Source organism: Pirellulales bacterium (genome assembly GCA_036490175.1).
Classification (GTDB): domain Bacteria; phylum Planctomycetota; class Planctomycetia; order Pirellulales; family JACPPG01; genus JACPPG01.
This window is the reverse complement of the sequence record DASXEJ010000361.1, coordinates 1-23506: the sequence shown is the minus strand read 5'-3', so window position 1 is coordinate 23506 and position 23506 is coordinate 1. Positions and strand designations below refer to the sequence as shown.

Below are 23506 nucleotides of genomic sequence, written 5' to 3'. Positions count from 1 at the left end.
GGGCTCGGGTCTTCCCTATTTTGGGCGTATGGACATAATCTGATTGACTTTAGCATCCTCAGAACAAAGGAATGCTTCATGACTGCACGACAACGCAACGGCAAAGCGATAACGTTGCACGCGGCGATGCGGACGGAGAGCGATTATCAATCGTGCGCGTCGCGGCTGAAGGCCTTGGCAGATCCAGACCGCTTACGGATTGTTAACAGTTTGTTGCGCGGCGAAAAGAGCGTCACCGGTTTGGGCGATGAGTTGGGGATGCCGATCGACAAGGTCTCGCACCACTTGGGGGTGTTGCGGGTGGCTCATCTAGTGTCGACACAAAAGCAGGGAAAATTCGTCATCTACTCCCTCTCGCCCGAGGTGGCGGCCGGTAACGTCAGCGCCGCCGGAACAAGAACCATCGACTTGGGGTGTTGCCAACTTGATCTGGTCCAACTCGAATCACCACGCCAGGGGACGGACCGCGGGCTACACAAATTGCGGCGATAAGGGAATGAATCCTTGGGGCGGCCGCGCGATCCGCGTATGCTGTGACCTTCGGGTATTCCCGAGCCGTGCGGCGGCCGACCGTAAGCGGCCTGCCGTAGCGTTGGCTGATTGACGAATGGGGAGTCTCTCGCATGTCGCACGCGGTTCTACCTTCCCAAGCGCAGGACTTCGACGACACCGTGCAGCATTATCATGCCAACGGCTTTGGCATCGTGCGCGGCTTGTTTTCGTCGGATGAAATAGCCGCGTTCGATGCCGAGGCCCGGCAACTCGTCAAGCGCGAAGACTTGATCGAAACCAACAACCTGCGCTGTCGTTGGCAAACCGACGCCGAGACCGGGGCGTGCATCTTTGACGCCTTTGACCCCATCGTCGATCTCGGTGCCGTAATGGCCCGCGCCGCGAATGATCCGAAGATCCATGCTCTGCTGCAGATACTGTACGGCGAGCGAGGCCGGCTTTTCAAGGACAAGTTGATTTTCAAGCCGCCCGGGGCAAGTGGTTATGCCCTGCACCAGGACTACATTGCCTGGCCCACGTTCCCGCATAGTTTCTTAACCGTAATCGTGGCCCTAGACGTGGCCGATTCCCAAAGTGGTTGCACCGAGGTGTTCGCGGGGATGCACAAACAGGGGCCGTTGATGCCCGCCGACGGCATGTATCACGAAATCCCCTCGGGTATGATAGACGAGCGTCTGGGCGTAAAACTGCAATTGTCGCCGGGAGACGTGGCGTTTTTTAGCGGATTCACTCCTCATCGCTCGGGGGTGAATCGCTCGCGTCGTTGGCGCCGGCAACTCTACTTTAGCTATAACGCCGAGAGCGATGGCGGCAACTGTCGGGCGGCCCATTACCGCGAATATCATGGATGGCTGCGTGATCGTTACGCCGAGTATGGCAGGACAGAAGTCTACTTCGCTTGACGTTGTGGCCGCACGTTGATCAGGTCAAAGAGCGTTCATCTCAACAGGCCGGAGCAGCAAGTCGTGGGTTCGTCGAAATTTCATCTGTCGCTGAACGTTCATGACGTGCGGGCAACCGCCGAGTTCCTGACTCTGCTGTTGGGAACTAAGCCCGATCAGATACACGTCGACTATGCCAAGTTCGAATTGTCTGATCCGGCGGTCGTGCTATCGCTGGTGCCGACCGATGTACCGAATGGCGCGGGACTGAATCACATAGGATTTCGTCTTCCCAGTCATCAGGCGCTGGCGGCTTTGCAAGACCGTCTCGTCGCGGCGAACGTGCCGCACGATTGCGAGGCAAGCGTCGCTTGCTGCCATTCGCGGCAGACTAAGTTCTGGGTCAACGATCCGGCCGGAAACCTGTGGGAACTTTACGTGCTCGAAGAACCGGGCGACGCGGCCTGCGAGCCGATCGGAATCGCTCCTCTGAGTGCGGGATTACCCGCGCCACCGCCGCTGGCAGCGCCGACGCATTGGGCGCACCAATTGGGCGATCCCCTACCGGCCCACATCCCGGCCGCCGACGGTTCGCTGGACGAAATCGTGTTGGAAGGAACGTTGAATGCAACCCCGAACGACATCCAGCCAAACCTGGTCCTGAAGGAAGCCGCACGCGTATTGCGCGCTGGGGGCAAACTGTTGCTGCGTGGCCTGACGGCCGATCGACCTTTGGACGATGCCCCGCGCTTGCCGGGACCCGCGGCTGCGGTTGAATATGTGTCGACCGACGGCGAAGTCCTCGCCGCGGTCAGGCATGCGGGATTCGTGGGGCTGGAACTGGTGACTTTCGGCGAGGTGTATCGCTTCAGGCACGCAGGGGCCGAACTTCGCGAAACGCGCATGCGCGCTTGGCAGCCAGGGCCCGCAGGCGCTGCGCGACGGCATACGGTCATTTATCGCGGACCGTTTGCGGAGGTGTGCGACGATAGTGGAGTGGTCTTGCGCCGCGGCCAACGATCACTTGTCGATCACTGCACCTGGCTGCGATTGCAAGAGTCGGCTGGCGCCGCCCAATTCGTCTTCGTGCCTGACGAATCGGTCTCTAATGACGCACGATTATCCGAGCCTTGTCTGAATTCAGACGCCTGAGCGCTCATTCCGACGAGCCGATATGCCGAGAACGGACGAGCAACGTCCGACGCTTCTCACAGCGCATGAAGATTTCATAGAGATGACCCTGGAAGCGGTAACCAGCCGCATCCAGGGCCTCCAGACTTTCCCAGGGTATGGTCCGCATGGCCGACGCGGCGGATTCGCAAGTACACCAAAACCGCGTGCCCACTTGAGCACCGTCGGTGTATTGGTAAAAGGCGCCCGCCTCGGTCAGCGCACCGCTGTCGAGGCAGCCACTCAGACGTTCGCCGTCGCGTGGGCCGCCTACAAACTCGAATACGACACGTTCGCATCCGGTCACGGAATCAACCCTTTAGCTTCACGGTCACGGTCTTCAGCTCGGTGTAGTGCTCCAAGGCGGCCTCGCCATTTTCGCGGCCTTGGCCCGATTGCTTAAAACCACCAAACGGCGTCGTGGTATCCACGACGTGGTAGCAATTCACCCACACCGTGCCGGCCTTGACCCGTTTGGCATACAAATGGGCCTTGTCGACATCCTGGGTCCAAATTGCCGCGGCCAGACCGTAGTTGGTACGATTGGCACGCTCGGTAACTTCCTTGAAACTGCGGAACGGCAGCACGCTGACGACGGGGCCAAAGATCTCGTCGCGGGCGATGGCCATTTCATCGCTGACATTGTCGAAGATCGTGGGCTCGACGAAGAAGCCTTGCTCGCCTTTGCGCTGGCCGCCCGTGACCAGCTTGGCGCCTTGCTTCGTTCCCAGGCTCACGTAGCCGAGGATCTTGTCCATCTGCTCTTGCGAGACCTGTGGGCCCTGCTCGGTCGATGCGTCGAGCGGATTTCCCACGCGGCGCTGTTTGGCCTTGGCAGCCAAACGTTCGACAAAATCGCCGTGGATCTTCTCTTCCACAAACAACCGGCTGCCAGCCGTGCAGCATTGTCCGCCATGAAAGTAAATGGCGTGGAACGCGCCGGCCACCGCCTCGTCGAGATCCGCATCGGCAAAGATCACGTTCGGGCTTTTGCCCCCCAACTCGAATGTGACGCGCTTGAGCGAGTCAGCGGCCGCCTTTTGAATGATCTTGGCGGTATCGACGTGCCCGGTGAAGGCGATCTTGTCGACATCGGGATGCGCCACGAGGGCTGCGCCCGCCGTCTCGCCAAACCCGTTCACCAGGTTGATCACCCCGGCAGGAAAACCGGCTTCGATCGCGAGCTCGCCAATTCGCAACGCCGTCAACGGCGTCTGCTCGGCCGGCTTCATCACGATGGCGTTACCGCAAGCCAGCGCCGGCCCCCACTTCCAAGACAACATCAACAGCGGAAAATTCCACGGAATGATCTGACCCACGACGCCCACCGGCTGACGCAGCGTGTACGACAAAAAGTTGCCGCGCACCGGCACGGTGCGGCCTTCGATCTTGTCTGCCCAGCCGCCGTAGTAGCGCAGCGTGGCGGCGACGCCGCCCATGTCGCCTTGCGAGTCGGTGATCGTCTTACCCGAGTTGAGCGATTCGAGCGCCGCCAATTCCTTGGCGTGCGAGTCCACTAGGTCCGCCAGTCGCAGCAACAGCCGGCCGCGATCCGCGGCGTCCATTGTGCTCCAGGGCCCTTCTTCGACGGCGCGGCGGGCAGCCTTAACGGCGCGATCGATGTCGGCCGCGGTGCCGGCGGCCACCTCGGCAAGGACTTCGCCGGTGGCAGGATTCAAGGTCTCGAAGGTCCCCCCTTCGGCCGGAGAAACCCACTTGTTATCGATCAGCAATTTGGTCTGTGTAATCGAAGGAGCAGTCTTCGAGGGCGCGGTCGCCGTGGTCATTGTCAGGCTCCTGAAAGAGGTGAGACGCGTGAACGCATTGGACCGCGCCGGGATACGACGCAGCGGTTTTTCGGGGCGGCTCTAGAACCGATATATCTGAGCGGATATAACGGTGGCGTCAAGAGGTCCGGCCCCGGCCGACATATTGTTCGACGCCTAAGAGGGCACACTGCTGGTGCCCCCTAGGAACGGCGGCACAACGACGGTCGTGGCCCGTGAATCCGCGGATTTGCCATGCAACAGGTTCTGGTCCTTCAGCACATTGCCTGTGAGACCGTCGGAACCATCGCACACGCACTCGCTCAGGCTGATATCCCGTTTCGCTACGTGCGGCCCTTTGCCGGAGACTCCATTCCGCCGTTGATGCAGGGCTGGGCCGGGTTGGCGGTGATGGGAGGGCCGATGGGCGTTTACGAAGTGGATCGGCACCCGCACTTGCGAGATGAAATTGCACTGATCGAAGACGCGTGTGATCAGAATCTGCCGGTGCTAGGAATCTGCTTGGGGAGCCAGCTATTGGCCACTGCCTTGGGGGCCAGAGTTACGCCGGGTGCAAGCAAAGAGATTGGCTGGTTCAAGGTCATGCTGCGAGACGATGCGCGCACCGACCGGTTATTTGCCAAAGTCCCCAGCGAGTTCATGGCCCTGCATTGGCACGGCGATGTATTCGAATTGCCGGACCAGGCCGTGCCTCTGGCCAGAACGTCCAAGACTCCGCTACAAGCATTTCGCTGGCGCGAGCGGGCCTACGGCGTCTTGTTTCACTTAGAGACCACCGCCACGAACCCGGACGCCATGATTGAAACTTTCGGCGAGGAGTTGGCCGCAGATCAAATAGATCCTGAATTGATTCGCAGTGCCGCCGTTACCAATCTTGCGGCGCTTGACGAAATCGGGCAATCGGTATTCGCAAACTGGGCCACCCTGGTTACCGAACCGGCCACCTGCTAAGAGCTTTCGAAGAGAGTATGTAGCGAACTCATTTCCCGCTTATTAGAGTCGAACACCGATTCGGACCCGTTCATTGACACTCACCATGACTGCCCAAAGGGAATCCACATGATATCTGCCTGTTGCCAGAGATTGCGATTGGCGATCGTGCTGTTGATCGTGGCCGTGCTAACGCGCCCGCTGTGTGCCGCCGAGGTAGACACGAGTCCGCTGCCGCTCAAAGTCGCGCTCGCATTCGCCGACGTCAAATGGCCTGGCTGGACGAGCGCCGAGGAATCTGGCATCGACAACCCAATCCGTCCGATCCTGCTCACGCACGCGGGAGATAGTACCAACCGCGTTTTCGTCCCCACGCAGCAAGGCGTGATTTACGTGCTGCCGAATGACCAGCAGGGGACCAAAGCCGATGTGTTTTTGGACGTTTCGGACAAGGTCTCGTACAACGACAAGACCAACGAAGAGGGCTTCCTGGGGATGGCGTTTCATCCCAAGTATCGAGAGAGCGGCCAGTTCTTCGTCTATTACACCAACAAGAACAAGCGGCATCAGAACGTGATCGCTCGCTACCGCGTCAGCAAGGACGATCCCAACAAGGCCGACGCGGATTCGGAAGAGATCTTGCTAGTGCTGGACAAGCCGTTCTGGAATCACGACGGGGGCACGTTGGGTTTCGGGCCGGATGGGTTTCTGTACATTGCCGTCGGCGATGGCGGCATGGCGAACGATCCGTTCGGCAACGGTCAGAAGCTGTCGACGCTGCTGGGTAAGATCCTGCGCATCGACGTCGATGGCAAAGGCTCGGATCGCCCCTACGCGATCCCCGCCGACAACCCACTGGTCGACAATAAAGATGCCCGGCCCGAGATCTGGGCCTATGGGCTGCGCAACGTGTGGCGGTTTGCCTTCGATCCAAAGACGAGCGTCTTGTGGGCCGCTGACGTAGGCCAAGACACTTGGGAAGAGATCGACCTGATTGTTAAAGGTGGCAACTACGGTTGGAACGTCCGCGAGGGATTGCACCCGTTTGCCAAGAAGGGCACGACCGCACCGGCGAACGCCGAGAAACCGAGCGATGTGATCGATCCCATTTGGGAGTACCACCACGATCTGGGCAAGTCGATCACGGGTGGCCCGGTTTATCGCGGCAAAAACATTCCGGAACTCGCCGGTGCGTACCTGTACGCGGACTATGTCTCCGGCAAGTTGTGGGCGTTGTGGTACGACGCCGATAAGAAAGTCGTGACCGCCAACCGCGAGATTCCGCTTCCCAAGAGCATTCCCATCATGTCCTTCGGCGAAGACGAAAAGGGAGAGTTGTACTTCACGACGTACTCGGCCGAAGGGCAGGGGATCTACGGTCTCGGCCGACCGAATTAGCACTCGACCTTCAGAGCTTTTTCAGCACTTGCGCGGCCTTGTCGCGTAGCGCGCGATCGAGAGCGTGGAATTGACGAATGGCGTCTTTGCCCGAGGGGGTCAGTAGCGCGCCACCGCCGGCTTTGCCTCCCTTGGTGGCCTCGACCAGTAGCGAGTCCGTTGCGGAATTGATGCTTTTCACCAGCAGCCAAGCGCGGCGGTAAGACATACCGAGGCTGGCGGCGGCCTGGCGTATGCTGTGATGGCGGTCGATGGCTTCGAGCAGCTCCACGCGCCCGCGCCCGACGACAACGTGGCCATCGCTTTCCAGCCATACGCGCATGCCGCAGGTCCAGGTCGATTTCTTAGCCATGGGTTGCTTCAGTTCGGCTTGGGGAATTCTCGCGGGCTGCCGTGCGCACCACAGGAGGATTGCAAAGTCGCTGAGTGCCTGGGGTCGGCCTATTCGCCGCCCCCAGATTTTAGCGACATACTGGGAACTCGCTGCGCTCGACCCGAGCCGCCCAAACACAAATTGGACTTAGCAATCGTCCTGCTGCGCGCCACCCGGGCGTAGGTCGCCGCGTCTGTTAGAATTATTCTAGTGCTCTGTTACCGCGAAAGTGAGGGGGCGCCGGGAACGATCACCGTGTCATCCACGCGGCCCGTCACCAGATGGCCACGCGGAAATCACAGATATCGTGTGAAATGTCGCAGGCCGCTTGCGCAAGGTCCACTTCAGTTGAGAAGCATTCGATGACAACAGCAGTTCGGCGATCGGCGCCCCTTGTTCTCTTGGCATGTGCGCTGGCGACCTCGTTTTTTGTTGCGACGCCGAGAGCCTTGGCCGACGAGAAACCCGTCGCGCTGACGATCGTCGACGAGCAGGGAACGTCGCACGTTTTGTCGATCGAGGATTTGGGAAAGTTGCCCCGCAAGGCTGTTAAAGTGCCCGACGCTGCGATGGGGTCGATCGAGTATCAGGGGGTAAGCTTGCCAGACTTGCTGTCACACTGCGGCGTGGCCTTGGGCAAGGAGTTGCGCGGGCCGCGCCTCGCCAGCTATGTGCTCATTGAGGCGACGGATGGTTACCGGGTGGTGGTTGCCATTGCCGAGGTCGATCCCGCCACGACCGACAAAGTGATGCTACTGGCCGACCACCGCGATGGTGCCGTACTGGGCGAAAGAGAGGCCCCATTTCGGCTTGTCATCCCCGATGAAAAGCGGCCGGTTCGTTGGATCAGAATGATCAAGCGCATCAGCGTGCAGCGCGCGCACGGATAACGCTCCCAGCGATTCTTCCTGTCCCTCATCGATTGGCCATGAATTGGCGTAGCGCCGCGTCGTTCGTACCGGTCACGACCGGGCCGTATTCCATGATGTCACCGTAGGTGTCGCCGGTGGCGGTAGTGATTCGCCACACGCCTGTCGCGCTGCGCGAGGCTAGCCCGCCCAGGGTGATGCATGAAAGTTGTCCGCCGGACGCGGCGAAGCCGTCGCCCCATAGTTGCGGGATGGACCCGCCGCCGCCGTCGGCAACATAGATCGTCTGTGGAGATTGATTGATCCACATGCGGTACGGTCCGGGCGCGGTGCCCGTGCCCGCGGTGCCGTTGAGAACGTTTTCAAATTCGTAGCTGTAGTCTCCACCCTGTGCAAAGTAGGTGTTATTCGATACCTGCGCTCCGGTCCCTTCGGGGCCATTGATGTTCAAGATATTCGCCGTCCAGCCCCCCGCGTGCGTGACGGCATTGCCGGCGTGAGTATGGAATGTGGGCACATAGGTGCTGGTGTTGGGGTTTCCGCTGCCGGCGGGGGGGCCGGCATCAGGCGCCGTGTTCGGCCCGATGTAGTTGATCCCCATGAAGCTGTCTTGCCCGTCGGTCACATCGTCGGAGAAATCAAACAGTTCGTTCTCGCCACGGTTGGGTGCGTCAAGCTGCACGTTCATGAACAGGTTGCCTGACGACAGCGTGCTGATGGTCGTCGAGGCGGCGTAGGCCCACGCTCCGGCTGGCATCACCACGCCGGGCAGACCGTCGCGGGCGGTCAGGGAGTAAACGCCGAAGAACTGACGCTGTTGAATTCCCGTGTCTGGATTGTAGCCGAAGAGCATAGTGATATGGTTTTGTGATTTGTCGCGCCAGGCGCTGATTTCTTGCACGCTGCCTACGCCCGCGGATCCGGCCGACAGATCGTAGTGATTGCTGGTCGAGTCGAACCGCGTGCCACTGGCTTCATTCATCGAGTAATAGGCGAACGGATCGTTGGCGCCAGCCGGCAAAGTGGCATACGTAACGCCGGCTCCTCCGTTCCAAAGCGCGGCCGCGGTGCTGCTGCTGATCCAATGGTTCCAGAAGCCGACGTCCTGGAATTGCTCGGGCGTGGTGTTGTTGATGGCGGCGTCGACAGCCCCCAAGTAGAGTTTGCCGGCATTGGCCGCGGCATAGATCTTTTGCGGTAGCGAATCACCGGCCGGCGTCGGAATTTGTTGCCCGTTTACATACACTTGCTGGCGCAATTGATCCTGGGTTGTGGCAGTGCCCACCTGCGAGCCGTCGTACGTGATGACGACGAAGTACCATTGATTGGCAACAGGCATCGCGCCAGCGTAGTCCTTTAATGTCGAGGTCGAGCTGGCGGTCGAATACGTGGTACGGAGTGTGCCCGTGGCACCATTGGCAATCGACAAGAACCAGCTGATATCGTTATTGCGGAAGGTGTTTTTCGCGTTCGCCATCAGCCAGCTGGCATCAGACCAGGTCCTTTCGGGATAAACCCAGAAGGCCATCGTGAACTGGCTGGACGTGCCGTTGCCTTGGAAGTCGAACGGTGTGCCACTGGTTGATTGCAAATTGCTCGTGGGACTTCCCTTGGTCTCGGCGACGTTGGTCAACGTCATCGTGCTGGTATCGTAAGGGTCGAGCCAGAATTGCAAGCCTGGCACATCTGTCGGCGCGACGCTCGGAACCGTGACAGTGATTTGTGTGCTTCGCGAGACGGTTTGCGGGATGCCTGAACTGGTATGGCCTAGATCAGTCATCGAGGCCAGGAACGTATCGGGACCGAAATAGCCGCTCGTCGGCGTGTACAGCAGACCATTCGCGGTGGCGAGCGTGGCATTGATCGCTGCCAACGGGGCGGTGACCGTCACCGTGGTGGTTCCGTTCTGCGAAACTTGCCCGCTGGTTAGCCCACCCGTCACGTTCGTAGCCAGCGTGAGCGCGCCGTGTCCGACCGACAGCGTTAGCTTCACGGTGCTGGTGCTGGGCGACAGCGCGCTGTCTGCCACCGAGACGCCAGTGATCGCCAGGTTGAGATTCTGATTGACGCTCAAAGGACCAGCCGGAACAGTGACCGACGGCGGAGTTGCCCTTTGCATCCAATTCGTAGCAATGATGTTGAGATCGAGCCCATTGACGTGACCGTCGGCGTTGACGTCACCAGGCAACGGCTGCGCACCGGTGCTCAGCCAATGCATTGCTACCAGGTTGATATCCAGGCCATTGACGATGCCATCGTTATTGGCATCCCCGACAACACCCGACGCGCTCAGCAAGTGGCGGGACTCGAGTGCTTCGACGTGCAAGCGCCGCTCAGCAGGACTGCGCCGCGGAGGATATGCGTTCCTGAACATTTGGATATCAACTGCCGCCAGGGTGGGCCGGCGCTCTCTGCTCGAACCGCTTGCTACTCTGTCACTGTCAGCAGCCATACTTAGCCCGCGGCGACGCCAAGCGAGTGCATGCCGCCGAAGAGGCCAAATATGACAGTGCCGCCCTAGTATATTCGCTCACTCAGTGCGTGTCACAAATCCGTTTGCTCTCGGGAAAACAATTGCAAAGCTCAATTCTCGACCGTTTTAGGTCCGAGCGTGCAAGCGTGCTCTGGCATCCAAACCAGCCGCCCCCTTCCAGCGCGTCGAATGTCGCCTTACGCGACCTTTTTTGGGGCCGGCCACCGGTTGGCCTCCCGACCTTTTCCGGGCGACTTGTGTGGGATATACAGCGTCAGTGATCCGTCGCGGCTGCGACAAAGCCATTACGCCTTCGGCCGTTCGGGTCAGAAAAAGCGAGAGAAATCGCCAGAAGCGCAATCGAGCGACTAAAGCAGATGCCTCGTTCCTGCTGCGCCCCATTTCCCGCGGCGCGCGAATGCGCAGCGGACTATTACACGCGTGAGCGACGGCTTGCTACCAGCGTGTTGAGCAATTCGTCGTGGATGAACGAAGCCGACGTTTCGATTTCCGTCGCCAGGCCGATGATCGAATCGCGCGAACCGGTCAAATCACTAGCAATATTGCTGGCTGGAAGCGCGACCGTTGCCTGGGCCAGGCGGCTAAGGACGAGCCCGTCGTTATCCGCATTTTGCGATATGAGACTGTCGACCTGACCCGCGTTGTTTGGCAGGCTGAGGTTGCCAACGTAATTGGCCAGGCGATCTATCGGTTGCGGACTGGCAAACGACGGCATGCTCGGAGACAGTTGTGATGAAACGGCCAGGCTGGCGGCGCCAGTGCCGCTGCCGCCCCCCGCGGGCAGGCTTGTCAACCATTGCGATGCGATGGCGTTGATATCGAGTCCATTGACAACGGCGTCACCGTTCACGTCGCCGAGCAGGCCTCCGGTCGCCAACCAATGCGAGGCGATCTGATTGATGTCCAGTCCATTGACGACCCCATCCTGGTTCAAATCCGCCGGCAGGACATTGAAGCCAAAATGGAAATCCCCGCCAGGCGTTCCATTGCCAGAGGGATAGCTGCTCGCGGCGCTAGTCCATTCGCCATCGAGTGAGTTGCCGGCGTTGTCTTTTACCGCCGCGGCGCCTGTCGAGGCCAAATTAAGTTGCAACCGGTCCGCGCCGATCGGGCTGGCCAAGGTCCAGGTGGCGGTGTGAGTGCTGTTGTTGTAGCTGAACCCGTTGAACGCGTAGTTAGCAACGTTCAGACCTGTCAGCGCGAGGCTTGCCTGTTGAACATTGACGTCCTCGTTGAACGTGATCTGGACCTGATTCAGGTTGATCCACGGCAGCGGGGCCGATTGCGCCGCTGAACCAACGGGAATTGCATAGCCGCTGCCATTCCCTTCACCCGCGGATTGCAGGGCACCAAGGAAATTGCCGGTCCAGGCCGTACCGTCGACCAGCACATCCGTCACTTCCGGGCCGGGGCCAAGATTGAGAGCAAATGTGGTACTGGCCGTCGCGGTATCTTGATTGCCGGCCAGGTCGACAACCGGCGTGCCGACCGGATTGAGGGTCAATTGATACGTCCCACTCACGGTGGCCAGCGCGCTTAGGTTCGACAGAGTCCAGGTGATGCCATCTGTCGATGAGATCGTTTGGGCGGACGTGAGCAGGTTTTGACCCCCGTTGAGCGTGAAGGCGAGATCGCTGAGATCCAGCCCGCTCACTGGTTCGTTGAACGTGATGGTCAGGCTGTTGGGACTGGTCGTGAGCGGATTCGGCGTGACTGCAACCACCGTCGCGATAGGGGGCGTAGTGTCGATCGTGATCGGCAGGGCCGAGGAAGCGGTCGAGGCCAGCTTGTCCGGCTCGGTCTGGAATGCGGTGATCAAGTGGCTGCCGTCGGCCAGACTCAGCGAGCCGTTGGTGGTGATCGTGGTCGTGTTGCCGCTGGCCACGGCGCTGCCAATCTGCTGGCCATCGGCGTCGAGAGTCACTGTGGCGCCAGCCACTGTGCCGGAAACCAGGAAGCTCAACTCGTTTGAGGCGTTCGCGTTGTTCAGCCGCGTGATGCCGTCGGTATTTAAGATGCCGGTATCGCTGGCAGGCAACAACGCCGGCGCGCCGGGTGTTGCACTGATCACGGCGATATTGCCAAAGTTGACGCCGGTCACGTAGGCACCTGTCGCCAACGTCTCGTCGTACACTCCGCTGGCGGGCGAAGTCTCGACGTAACCGGCCGGAGGAATCTCGCGATAGTGATGAACGCCCTCGGTCTGATCATTGAACTGAAAACTGCCGTCGGGGTTGGTCGTGGTGTTGGGTTCGGTCGTACCTGTCGTCAACACAAGGTTCCAACCGTCGAGCGTACCGGAACTAACCTGGCCTTCGTCGGTGACTTGCAGCTGCCAAACGCCATTGGCATTATCGCCGTTCAGCGTGGCCATCAAATCGCTCGACTGGAAGCTGCCCGTGTAGGGGGCAACTCCGTTGGTGAGAGCCGTAGCCCCGTCGGCGAAGGTGGTATCGATCATGTTCGCCCCGGTCGCCACCTGATTATCGAGCGATATCAAGTTGCCCGCGGGATCCGTTAGCGTGATCGACAGGTCGCCATCGTTGGGATAGTGCAGCGAAAGATTGACGATGACATTCGAAATGGGCGACGTTTGTCCGCTGATGGTGATGTCCGACGTTGTCGTGTTTTGACTAGTGATCGGCTGCGGGTCGTCAAGTGCGGCGGTATTCGATTGCACGGCCTGGGTGAATATGCCATCGTCATTCTGGTCGTCGTAGACTAGCCACCCGCCCAGTCCGCTATCCCCTGAGTCGAACGTTCCGTCGTTGTTGGCATCCAAGAAAACCGTGCCGCCCACCGAGGCCGCGTGGTTGCCGAAGTTTGCATTGGTGGTGGTCGATTGCGTAGAAACGGCGACGACGTATGCGCCACCCGGAGGAGACGTTTCCAACGTGTCACCCAAGATCAACTCACGGATGTGATGTGTTCCGGCCAGAAGATTTGTGAATTGATAATTACCGTCGGTAGATATAACCGCTGGTTCCCCGGCATTAGTCGTGAACTGCAACGACCAGCTTACCACCGTGCCTGTGTTGGGTGACCCGGTGTCGGTCACGGCCAACGTCCACGTTCCATTCGGGCTCTTGCCAATGAAGGCCGACAGCACGCTGGCCGGTTTGAAACTGCCAGTGAATGGCGCTGCGCCGCTGCCGATGGCGGTGGTGGCTTGGTCGTCGAACGTTGTATTGACAAAGTTGACGCCGCTCCCGCCATTGTGATTGATAAGATTGACAGTTGTGCCGTTTGGCCCGATGAGCGACACGGACAGGTTCGAGTCTTGCGTGTCGTTGATCGACAGGTTGATGTTGAGGTCTGAAATCGAGCCGGCCAGGTCGTCGACGACGGTGTTCGACAAAACGGTAGATAGCGTGGAAACGGGCTTGGGGACGTCGAGTGAAGTAACGTTCCACTGAGACGTACTGTCGTACAGGCCGTTGTTGTTCAGATCGTCGAAGACGACACCTTGAGTGGTGTTCTCGCCAGGATCGAGCACGCCGTTGTCGTTCGGGTCGTCGAATACCTGGCCCGAGATCGATGAAGGAAGATTGCCGAAGTTGTTTCCCAGTGAATTCTGTCCTGTGGCAATCGTCACATTGTAAACTCCGCCCGTCGGACCGGTGGCTGCGAAACCGCCTTGCGAAATCTCGCGAATATGGTGCGCGCCGGCGCTAACTGGCAGATCGTAGATACCGCCAGCGCCGGTCGTAACGCTGGGCTCGGTAGGACTCAGAACCTGCAATGACCAATTGTTGAGCGTGCCCGCGGTTGTGCTGTTGACGCCGTTGACGGTGAGCGTCCACACGCCGTTGACGGCTTTGCCATTGAAGGCCGACAACAAGCCCGTAGGGCGAAAGCTGCCAGTGTAGGGTGCCGTGCCGCTGGCGACTGCCGTCGCCGCCTGATCGTCGAACGTGGTGTTCGTAAAGTTGGCGGCGGTGCCGCCGTTGCGGTTGGCCAGCGTGACGCTGGTACCATCCGGGCCGGTGAGCGTCAGTATGAGGTTAGAGGCCCGCACTACGGCGATCGACAGATTGACATTCAGATCGATGACTCCGCCGACAAAGCCGGTCACGGTTGTTGTCGACGTAATGGTCGAGCGGGCGGGAATCGTCAAAGGTGCATTCAACGAGTTAACGGTGGATTGCGCGGGAGGATCGAGGATTCCGTTATTGTTCAAATCGTCAAAGACGGTCCACCCCGTCAGGCCCCCTTCGCTGGAATCAAGTGTGCCGTTGTCGTTGGTATCGGAAAAAACGCTGCCCGAGATAATCGACGTGCCGGCCAGGCCGCCAACGATCAATGGCACATTCGGACTGCCGCGCCCCGTGACAAGATCGTAGCCTGGTCCGGCCGAGGAATTGGTGCCGTTACTTCCACTGGTAATGTCGTGAAAGTCCGAGCCGGGTAGATTGTAAATCGCTGGAAGCGTGCCACTGCGCCCATCGAGATTCGGTAGGCCCGCCGCGCTGCGTCCCTGATTGGCGATCGCGATCACTGCGGCCCAACTGGGTGCCGATACGCTGGTGCCGCCAATTTGTTCCCAGGGCGTCGCGGTACCGCCATTGTACGAATCGTAGATCGTCACACCCGTGCTAGGGTTAGCGATGAGCGAGACATCGGGAATGGTGCGTTGCGTGGTGCTTTGTGTCACGACTCCGGCTTGATAGCCTGGTTGTGATTCAATCGTGCTGATCCCGCCTCCACTGCCGCTCCAGCCGGTTTCGCTCGAGATTTGATTCTGATTATTGAGTGACAAGGTAGTACCGCCCACGGCCAGCACATTGGGAGAGTAGGCTGGATACTCGCCGGGGGCGCCTCCGTCGCCGGTCGAGGCGACGAATGTTACTCCCGTGTGGCCTGCGGGGGTCGTGAAGTCGGCATCGAGTCCAATCTCGGTGGGAGTCTCGCTGGAGCCGAAGCTCATCGAAACCACCGAAACGCCCGGTTGGCTGGCCGCGAATGGCACGGCAATACCATCGAGTGCCGGGCCATTATTTGCGGCCTCGACAAGCAGGATGTTGGCGCCGGGCGCCAAGGCATGGCTCCATTCGACGTCGAGCGCCGTTTCCAGCTCCCAATTATTAACGCCTGCGCCGCGCGGATCGACGGGCGGGTAGTTCGTCGATCCGTCTTGCGCGACGCGCTTAAAGCTGGGTGGGTCGGGTATCCCAAACTGGGCGTCGAAGGCCTGCAACTCGCTGAGAATGTTCGGTGTGTCATAGGCATCGACGATGGCTATGGTCTGTCCGCTGCCGTCTCCCACGATCCCGCCGCTTACTGAGACTTGATCGAATCCATAAGCGTGCCTGATTTGCGCCGGCTGAAATCCGACGGGGGCCGAGCTGCCCAATGGCTCGGCGTCGCCGTTGGGACGGTCGACCATCGCGACGGGCTCTGACCAGCCTGACGACGCGTACGGTATCGGGCCCACATCGACCGTCAGCAAGCGACGTATTTCAAGTCGTTCGAAGATTGTTACTCGACCGCGTCGCGATCGACCATCCCTGGAACGAGCACTACCGTTGCGCGGAGTCTTCGCACTGCGTGGCTGCATCGCCTCTTGTCCTTTTCCGAGAGCTCGGCATCGACGGAGGAGACTCGTCCATCCGACGCACGTCGCATAACCGCCTGGTCCCAGGCATCAGAGCGTGGATTCACAAATGTTGCGAATGCCCTGTCGGGCATGCGGACGGTCCCCACCAAGTCCGCGGATTGGCGTGCAGCCATGACCTCTTCAGCCGCTTTTTGGGAGGTTTTCCTGCTCGCCTGCCGACATGCAGCAATCTACACAAGCGGCCGCCTTACGGTCAAAGGAAATCCCGGATTATTCAACGTCTCAAGGCCAACGGGCATGTTTCATTCTGCAGGGGGGTGTCCAAGCGCTCGTTAGGGCGCGCCGTCGTATGGCATGCGCAATGTTCGGTTGTCGATTCGGATAAGGTCGACCGAGATACGGCGCCGATGCGCGACGTGGCGATTCATGGATTCGGCTCCGGTTGGCGAAGTTTAGCCAACAAGGTTTCGACCTTTTCAGCGTCGGCCTGCTTCCCCTGAGAGCGCGCCAGTTTCAGTGCGTTTTCCGCCGCGGTGATCGCATCCGACGTTCGGCCCAAGCCGGCAAATGTCGTGGCGAGTTGCATGCGTACATCTACGTCGTCTGGTCGCAGGCGTTCGACGCGAGTGAAGTGTTCGATCGCGTCGAGTTGCCGGTCGGCTTGGAGCAAAGCCAAGGCCAAATCATAATGGAGCGGCGCCGCGTCAGGTGCCAGTCGCAAGGCGGCCGTGTATTCGGCGATTGCCGCTTGCAATTGACCGGCGGCCGCCAAAGTCTTTGCCAGAAAGTAACGCTCCGAAGGCGTGTCAGCGGCCAACCGCAGCGACTGCTCGTAGCGACGGGCCGCGGCCTGGGCCTGGCCCGACTTGGCCAGCGCAAACGCCAGTTGGCGTTGCAACGTTGCAGAATCAGGCCCGATTTGCAGGGCTTGCTCGAAGTGGGTAATAGCCTCCTGCGGTTGATTGGCGTTCAGCAATGCCGCGGCCAGATACTGATGCGTCTCGGCCGAGCGCGGATCGATGCGCAAGACTTCTCGGAAATGCGCAATTCCTTCTTCCGGACGACCGGCGTTTACCAATGCGGAACCCAGCACGTGATGATAGGTCGCCGAGCCAGGCACAATCCGCAGGGCTTCTTCGAACTGCTGAATCGCCTCCGGCAATCGGTCGGCGCGAACCAGAGCGAGGCCCAGCTTGTAGTGCAAGTTATCGTCGCCAGGCTTCAATCGTATCGCTTCCTGAAAATGCGGGATCGCCTCTTGGGGGCGGTCAGCATTGTTCAGGGCGGCACCCAAATTGGCATGGATAATCGGATCATCGGCCTGGTGCAGCAGCGCGTCCTGCCACAAGGTAAGGGGCGAGTCATAGACGGCCACGCGCCGCGCGGACAGCAGTGCGAGGATCGCGACGGCTAGCAATGTTGCGCCGAAGGTAAGTCCCAGCGGCCACCAGGCGGCTGCTGCGCGATCGCCGTCGGACCCGCGGAGCTGGTTAGCTCGTTGCGCCGCCGTGTATCCGCCGACCACGACCAAGGCCGCGATCGCCGCCAACGGCAGGTACATTCTCCGTTCGGCCGCAACCTCGTCCGTCATGGGGACGACCAGCGTCGGCGAGAGGATCACGAACAGCCAGGCTCCCAGAAATCCCACAGCCGTTCGCCGTGCCACGCATACAACGGTGGCGATTCCCAAGAGCGCTACGGGCAACACCCAGGGCCAGGCTTCAGCAAGCGTGTTCAGACGCGGCATCTCGTAATGGATCACCAGCGGCCAGGGCCAGAACGTCAGCTTTAGATACATCAGCAGCACCTTGGCCTCGGTGAACCACCAGGCAAAGGCGGGTACCCCGTGGCCAAATCCCGCGGTGCCCGACCTCGGTCCGTCGATATTCAGTGTCAGCAGCAATCCCCAGCCCAGCAGCAGGCCAACGTACAACGGCCACGATTCTCGGCCGGCGCGGCGGAAGGATCCTGCGACGAACGTGCGCTCGAAGAGCAGTACCAGGGCAGGTGCGGTGACCATGACTTCCTTGCAACACATACCTAACAGGCACGCTAGCGTTGCCACGGTTAGCCATGTCGCACGTCCGCCCGACGAGGTGGCGCTCCAATAGCGCAGGCTGGCGTAGAGTGTCGCCAGGAAGAACAATCCCATCATCAACTCGGTGCGTTGCGTGACGTAGGCAACGCATTCCGTTTGCAGTGGGTGCAGCGCCCAGACAAGCGCGACCAACAGCGCCAAGGGATCGGCGACTGATGCGAACTTCGCGCCGAAAAAAGTCAGCCGTAGCGTGCGGCTGACGACTGCCCACAGCAGAATTGCCGAAAGCAAATGTACGATGACGTTAAAGGCGTGGTAGCCGGCCGGGTTGAGGCCGCCCAGTCGGTAATTGACTGCCAACGAGAGATTCACCAGTGGCCGTCCGCCCGTGATCGGGTTACGCGGAGTCAACGGGCCAGGGCCGTTTGTGTCTCCCCACAGCGGACGGAGCCTCGTGATCGAAGTATTATCGAGGACCGAGCCTCGGTCGTCGAAGACAAACGGCTGGCGGAGCGTCTTGCCGTAGACCGCCCACACGCCGACGGCCAAGACCAGCGTCGCCAAGGCTGCGGCGGCCGCGGGCGGCAGGCGCAAAAAAGGGGCCAATGCCGCTGTTGTTGCGGTATCAACCGACAACTGCGCAGATTCGTCGCCGCCAACCGCCATGATGGTTGCTGAGGGTCCAAGAGATTTGCCCGGCGACGGCTCGCCGTGTGGTCACTAGCCGATTATGATGTGCCGCGAGGGCGTGTAAAGCGTCCGGCGCCGCCCTCATGCAACGCCCGTTTCATTTCCGTTGCGGTGGCGATCAATAAAAGCTTCCCACGGCCTGACCTTCGCATGTTAGTCTAGATCATTGGGGTCACTCGCAAGGGCGGAGCAGTTCTCGTGCAGGTCTGGATTCTCGGCATGACGGTGCGGCGGAAGTTGATCGGGACCAGCTTGTGAGCACCAGAACCGCGATTATTATCGGCGCAGGGCCCGCCGGCCTGACTGCCGCCGCCGAGTTGCTGGACCGATCGGACATCCGCCCCGTCGTTCTGGAGATGAGCGACGCGATCGGCGGACTATCGCGCACGGTAAACTACAAAGGAAACCGCATCGATATCGGCGGCCACCGATTTTTTTCCAAGTCCGACCGCGTCATGCAGTGGTGGTTGGCGAGGATGCCGATCGAACACGGCGCCGCCGGTGCGGCGACGATCGCCTACCAGGGCAAATCGCGCGACGTTGAGCGGCCTGACGCGGGGCCCGATCCACAGACGACCGATCGCGTGATGCTGCTGCGCTCGCGGAAAAGCCGCATCTATTTCCTGCGGAAGTTTTTCGACTATCCAATCCAGTTTAGCGCCGACACGGTTGCTAAGCTCGGCGTGCTGCGGATGGTCAAGATCGGCACGAGCTACGTCAAGGCCACGCTATTCGCCAACAAGCAGCCTAAGAGCCTCGAAGAATTCTTCATTAGCCGCTTCGGCCGCGAGTTGTATCTCACTTTCTTCAAGTCCTACACAGAAAAAGTGTGGGGTGAAAGCTGCTCGAAGATTAGCGCCGAATGGGGCGCGCAGCGCATCAAGGGGCTGTCGATCACCCGAGCCATGACGCATTTTCTAAAGGGGCTGCTGCGTGGCAAAGATCAGGATGTGTTGCAAAAGGGGACCGAGACCTCGCTGATCGAGCAGTTTCTCTATCCCAAATTCGGCCCGGGCCAGATGTGGGAAACAGTGGCCGACGACATTGTGCGTCGCGGAGGCGAAATCATCGCCCACAAGAAAGTCACGCATGTCCATATCGTCGAAGACCGGGTCGTGGCCGTGAGCGCGGTCGACTTGCAAACGGGCCAGGTGTCGCGTTACGCGGGTGAATTCTTTTTCTCCACCATGCCGGTTCAGGAATTGATCGAGGCGTTGCCGGCGGGCGTGCCTGGGAATGTGCGCGAAGTCGGCAGCGGGCTGATTTATCGCGATTTCATCACCGTCGGGCTGCTCGTGAATAAGCTGGCCGTGTCCGAGCGCTTTCGCGACGGCACCCGACCGATCACGGACAACTGGATCTATATCCAGGAGCCGGACGTGCAGTTGGGCCGATTGCAGATTTTCAACAATTGGAGTCCGTACATGGTGGCCGACCCGTCCAAGATCTGGATGGGACTGGAATATTTCTGTTATGAGTCCGACGCGCTCTGGCAGATGTCGGACGCCGAGATCGTGGCGCTGGCGAGCGAAGAGTTGTCGCGAATCGGGATTATTGATCGCGCGGATGTCGTCGATTCGACCGTGATCCGCATGCCCAAAACTTATCCGGCCTATTTCGGCACGTACGAACGCTTCGACGAGATACGGCAGTACCTTGACCGTTTTGCGAACCTGTTTCTCGTCGGGCGCAACGGCATGCATAAGTACAATAATCAAGACCACTCGATGCTGACCGCCATCATGGCGGTAGACAACATCCTGGCCGGCCGGACCGACAAGGCGAACATCTGGGACGTCAACACCGAGCAAGACTATCACGAGGCGAAGGAATAGCCGCCGCGTGTGATGGCTGTGCGCCTACAACATGAGTTGCATGTAGACGACGTCCAGCCGCTTGCCGAACTTGTCGCCCACTTCTTTCAAATGGCCGACGCGAACAAACCCAAGGCGTTCTTGCAGCGCGAGACTGGCCGATTGATCGGCACTCGCCCCGCCAATAACGGTGTGGAATTGCGCGGACCTCGCCCGATCAACAAGCGCTTGTAAAATCGTCCGTCCCACGCCGCGGCGATGAAAGTCGTGAGCGATATACACGGATGCCTCTACGGTGGGGGCGTAGCCCGCACGCGCGTGAAACTTTGAGAGCGAACCCCAGCCAACGACCTGGCCGTTCGTTTCGGCGACGATGACAGGATACTTGTCCGGCGAATGCACATCGAACCAAGCTTGACGATCAGCCAGCGACTCGGGCTCGAGCTGATACGTACACGTCGAATGCAGCACGTAATAGTTGTAAATCGCGCTGATCGCAGGAAGATCGCCCGCCAGAGCGTCGCGGATCGATGGCTGACTCATGCTGCGCCCCCGAGAATGTCCCGTTCGGTTAGCCTTTTCCTAATTGGCATCGTCTTTGAATAAAGACTCTTCGGCTCCAGGCTCGCCCTGGTACAGAGTCTCGATGTTGATGATCTGGTTCTTTTCCACCGACGCATTACTGATGTAGTCGGAAACAAACTGATTCCGAGGATCACGGCGGAACGCAATCACGTCCTGCATTGCCTGGCGAGCCTGCTTGAGTTTCGCAGGATCCGTCGGAGCCGAACCGCGTTCTGCCGAGGGACTCTCGAAGTCGAGAAACTCCTGGAGGCGCGTGGATAACAGAGCGTGTTTCAGCCCAGCCTGCAAGAACTCGACGCGCTGGGCAAACTCGGGGAGCGGATCTTGGCGTGCGGCGGCGAGCGCTTCGACCAGGATTGCTTCGGCAGGAGCATAGACGGCAGGGGGATAGGCCAGGTAATGCCCACGGATTCTTTTCAGCCGTTCCAAAGCGCCCCTGGGGTCGTTGCTGATATCTCGCACCGGTGGGCGCGTACTGGCGTAATTCTCCCAATAATCGAAGTAACGTTCGATATTCGCGGCGGCAGGTCCAAAAGCGGAAAAATATTCCTGCCTGATCGACTCAATATCCAGCTCCGGACTCCACAGCAAACGATGGTGCATATAAGCCATCGGACCATGGGCCGCCCAACTGAACGTATAGCTGCGGAAACTTGTACCCACCAAACCGTGCTGAGCGGCGAATCTGAAGAATTCTCCGGACTGACGTGTGGTGACATTGGGCGTTGCATAGCTGTTCAGCAAATAGTTGGGACCGTAAACGAGCGACATCCCCGTCTTTTCCCAGGCCAGCCACTGATCGCGATACCACTGGTCTTCCTCCGTGCTCATGGGATACCACCCGTCCCGAGAGCCGTAGATCACGAACTCGCCGAAGACATTCTTACCCAACTTGACGTCGGTGACCGGTCCAGGCAGCGTGTTGTGATACATGTAGACGCCAACTTTGACATCAGGGTTGCGCTTGACGGCCAGATCGTAGACTGTTTTCCAATAGCGAGCGTAGCGATCGCCCATGGCGCGCGGCGTATACTTCAACAGACGGAAATCCTCGGGGAAGCCGGTCTGTTGCGGACCGTCCCAGGCCAGGCATTGCGGACAATGGCACATACTTTCGCCGGCGGCATCGGCTTCGCCCAAGGTCAAAATGCCGCTGCCATCCCAGGCTTGCTCCACAATGCAATGGTGGAGTTGGGGGTTCGAGACGCAGAGTGGCGTCCAGGCACCGGCGCGAAGCGTTTTCAGCCCACGTTGCCCGTCGTCGCGCATGGCAAACCATTCAGGATGCTCTTTGCCGTACGTTTCCCACCAATCTGTCACGCCCGCGATCACGTGCGACCCCAAGAGACAGCGCGGATTCTCGATTTGGGTCACTCGGCGATGCCGGCGGTTGTAGGTTTCCACCGCCTTGCCATAGCTGTAGCCTGCCTCCTCAGTGGGAAACACAAGCTTGCTGACGAACTCCTCGGACATTCCACCGACGCGATAGTTGCGTGCAACCTTTCTGCCAAAGTAGGAACCAGTAAGGAATATTTGCGGCAAGTCCCATCCGCCTAGATTCCGATAGAGCAACCGGGGCTTGACGGTTTTTTCGGAAGCAGGAATTACGACCGTGTCCCGCCGCGGTACATAGGTGCCAAGATCGCCCGGCCAGAGCCAGCGCACGCCGAGATCGCCTTCGAGCAGCTCGTAAACGCCGAGCAGCGTGCCGCTATGTACGCATTCCATGCTCAGCGGATTCCACGGCTCTGAATAAAGCGGACGCGTGCCGTGATATTGCTCGGGAAACAATTCCTTTCCGACGACGTACAGATCGTTGCCCACGGTGCGAATCACGTACTCTTCGATGGCAAGCTGGTCGGCATCGATTCCTTGTTTTTGAGCCGCAGCGCAGACACCGACGAAAACCCGGCTGTCGAAACCTGTGGGGATGTCGGTTTCGACTGCCACGGGCAATTGCTGCCCCGTGGCCTGCCTGACGTGATTGACCAACTCTTCGACCGCGTAGGCGGCCACCTGAGATGGCTTGGCGGCAGTCACCACGACAGCCCGCACCTTTCCGTCGCGCACGAGTGTGGCTTGGGAAAAGGTCGCGGTGCTGCCCAGTACGACCAATAGCGCGCTCAGCGTTGCCATAAATCCTACGCGGCGTGTTTGTCTCAGCATGGCTTGCCTCTGTCTTAAGGCGCGTTTCCAACTCGCGTCTCTAGTGTAAACGCCAGTCAGCGAGTTCCAGGAACGTGCCGGATTGCGATAAATAGCAGACAGCGTGTCGCTACGAGTACATCGCGACGGTATGTGGGTAGGAGAGAAAATACGGGGCGAGGCTGGTGGCTTCGGGCAGGAGATGCGGTCGTGTCAACCGAGATTATGCTGCCGGGACGACGGCTTGTCACGTCGTTTCCGA

Annotated in this window: 15 protein-coding genes; 7 read left to right on the top strand and 8 right to left on the bottom strand. The window is 59.7% G+C overall.

Features of this window, described 5'->3' with window-relative positions; genetic code table 11:
- Nucleotides 1-78: 78 nt before the first annotated feature.
- The 3 genes from VGG64_27840 to VGG64_27830 all read left to right on the top strand — a co-directional run bounded on the left by VGG64_27840 (nt 79) and on the right by VGG64_27830 (nt 2546).
- Nucleotides 79-492, top strand: a complete 414-nt coding sequence (locus VGG64_27840) for a metalloregulator ArsR/SmtB family transcription factor (protein ID HEY1603448.1) — start codon at nt 79-81, stop codon at nt 490-492.
- A 131-nt stretch (nt 493-623) separates the two neighbouring features.
- The gene (locus tag VGG64_27835; GenBank protein ID HEY1603447.1) at nt 624-1415 is read left to right on the top strand and encodes a phytanoyl-CoA dioxygenase family protein; all 792 of its coding nucleotides are present in this window, start codon (nt 624-626) and stop codon (nt 1413-1415) included.
- Between the two features lie 63 nt (nt 1416-1478).
- On the top strand, nt 1479-2546 hold the full coding sequence (locus VGG64_27830) for a VOC family protein (protein ID HEY1603446.1): 1068 nt from the start codon (nt 1479-1481) through the stop codon (nt 2544-2546).
- A 4-nt stretch (nt 2547-2550) separates the two neighbouring features.
- Here the strand turns inward: VGG64_27830 and VGG64_27825 are convergent, their stop codons facing one another.
- Both VGG64_27825 and VGG64_27820 read right to left on the bottom strand, forming a co-directional pair.
- Nucleotides 2551-2871 (bottom strand): hypothetical protein, encoded by a 321-nt coding sequence (locus VGG64_27825; GenBank protein HEY1603445.1) that lies wholly within the window; start codon nt 2869-2871, stop codon nt 2551-2553.
- A 4-nt stretch (nt 2872-2875) separates the two neighbouring features.
- The gene (locus VGG64_27820) at nt 2876-4351 is read right to left on the bottom strand and encodes an aldehyde dehydrogenase family protein (protein HEY1603444.1); all 1476 of its coding nucleotides are present in this window, start codon (nt 4349-4351) and stop codon (nt 2876-2878) included.
- 234 nt (nt 4352-4585) lie between these two features.
- On the opposite strand from VGG64_27820, the gene VGG64_27815 reads away from it, so the two are divergent.
- Both VGG64_27815 and VGG64_27810 read left to right on the top strand, forming a co-directional pair.
- On the top strand, nt 4586-5302 hold the full coding sequence (locus VGG64_27815) for a type 1 glutamine amidotransferase (GenBank protein ID HEY1603443.1): 717 nt from the start codon (nt 4586-4588) through the stop codon (nt 5300-5302).
- Between the two features lie 108 nt (nt 5303-5410).
- A complete protein-coding gene (locus VGG64_27810; protein HEY1603442.1) occupies nt 5411-6679 on the top strand; it encodes a PQQ-dependent sugar dehydrogenase in 1269 nt (422 codons plus the stop codon).
- A gap of 10 nt (nt 6680-6689) precedes the next feature.
- Here the strand turns inward: VGG64_27810 and VGG64_27805 are convergent, their stop codons facing one another.
- Complete coding sequence (locus VGG64_27805) at nt 6690-7031, bottom strand: hypothetical protein (protein HEY1603441.1); 342 nt, start codon at nt 7029-7031, stop codon at nt 6690-6692.
- A gap of 383 nt (nt 7032-7414) precedes the next feature.
- On the opposite strand from VGG64_27805, the gene VGG64_27800 reads away from it, so the two are divergent.
- On the top strand, nt 7415-7942 hold the full coding sequence (locus tag VGG64_27800; protein HEY1603440.1) for a molybdopterin-dependent oxidoreductase: 528 nt from the start codon (nt 7415-7417) through the stop codon (nt 7940-7942).
- 25 nt (nt 7943-7967) lie between these two features.
- On the opposite strand, the gene VGG64_27795 is transcribed toward VGG64_27800, so the two are convergent.
- The 3 genes from VGG64_27795 to VGG64_27785 form a co-directional block, all read right to left on the bottom strand.
- Nucleotides 7968-10295: a LamG-like jellyroll fold domain-containing protein gene (locus VGG64_27795; protein HEY1603439.1), complete on the bottom strand. Its 2328-nt coding sequence runs from the start codon at nt 10293-10295 to the stop codon at nt 7968-7970.
- 532 nt (nt 10296-10827) lie between these two features.
- A complete protein-coding gene (locus VGG64_27790; GenBank protein HEY1603438.1) occupies nt 10828-15801 on the bottom strand; it encodes a proprotein convertase P-domain-containing protein in 4974 nt (1657 codons plus the stop codon).
- A gap of 595 nt (nt 15802-16396) precedes the next feature.
- Nucleotides 16397-18676, bottom strand: coding sequence for a tetratricopeptide repeat protein (locus VGG64_27785; GenBank protein HEY1603437.1), 2280 nt, complete (start codon nt 18674-18676; stop codon nt 16397-16399).
- A gap of 278 nt (nt 18677-18954) precedes the next feature.
- Here VGG64_27785 and VGG64_27780 point away from each other — a divergent pair, with 278 nt between their 5' ends.
- Nucleotides 18955-20535, top strand: coding sequence for an NAD(P)/FAD-dependent oxidoreductase (locus VGG64_27780; GenBank protein HEY1603436.1), 1581 nt, complete (start codon nt 18955-18957; stop codon nt 20533-20535).
- A gap of 24 nt (nt 20536-20559) precedes the next feature.
- Here the strand turns inward: VGG64_27780 and VGG64_27775 are convergent, their stop codons facing one another.
- Together VGG64_27775 and VGG64_27770 are read right to left on the bottom strand one after the other, a co-directional pair.
- Complete coding sequence (locus tag VGG64_27775) at nt 20560-21057, bottom strand: GNAT family N-acetyltransferase (GenBank protein HEY1603435.1); 498 nt, start codon at nt 21055-21057, stop codon at nt 20560-20562.
- A 39-nt stretch (nt 21058-21096) separates the two neighbouring features.
- Entirely contained in the window at nt 21097-23265 is a 2169-nt protein-coding gene (locus tag VGG64_27770) for a DUF4838 domain-containing protein (protein ID HEY1603434.1), read from the bottom strand.
- Nucleotides 23266-23506: the final 241 nt, after the last annotated feature.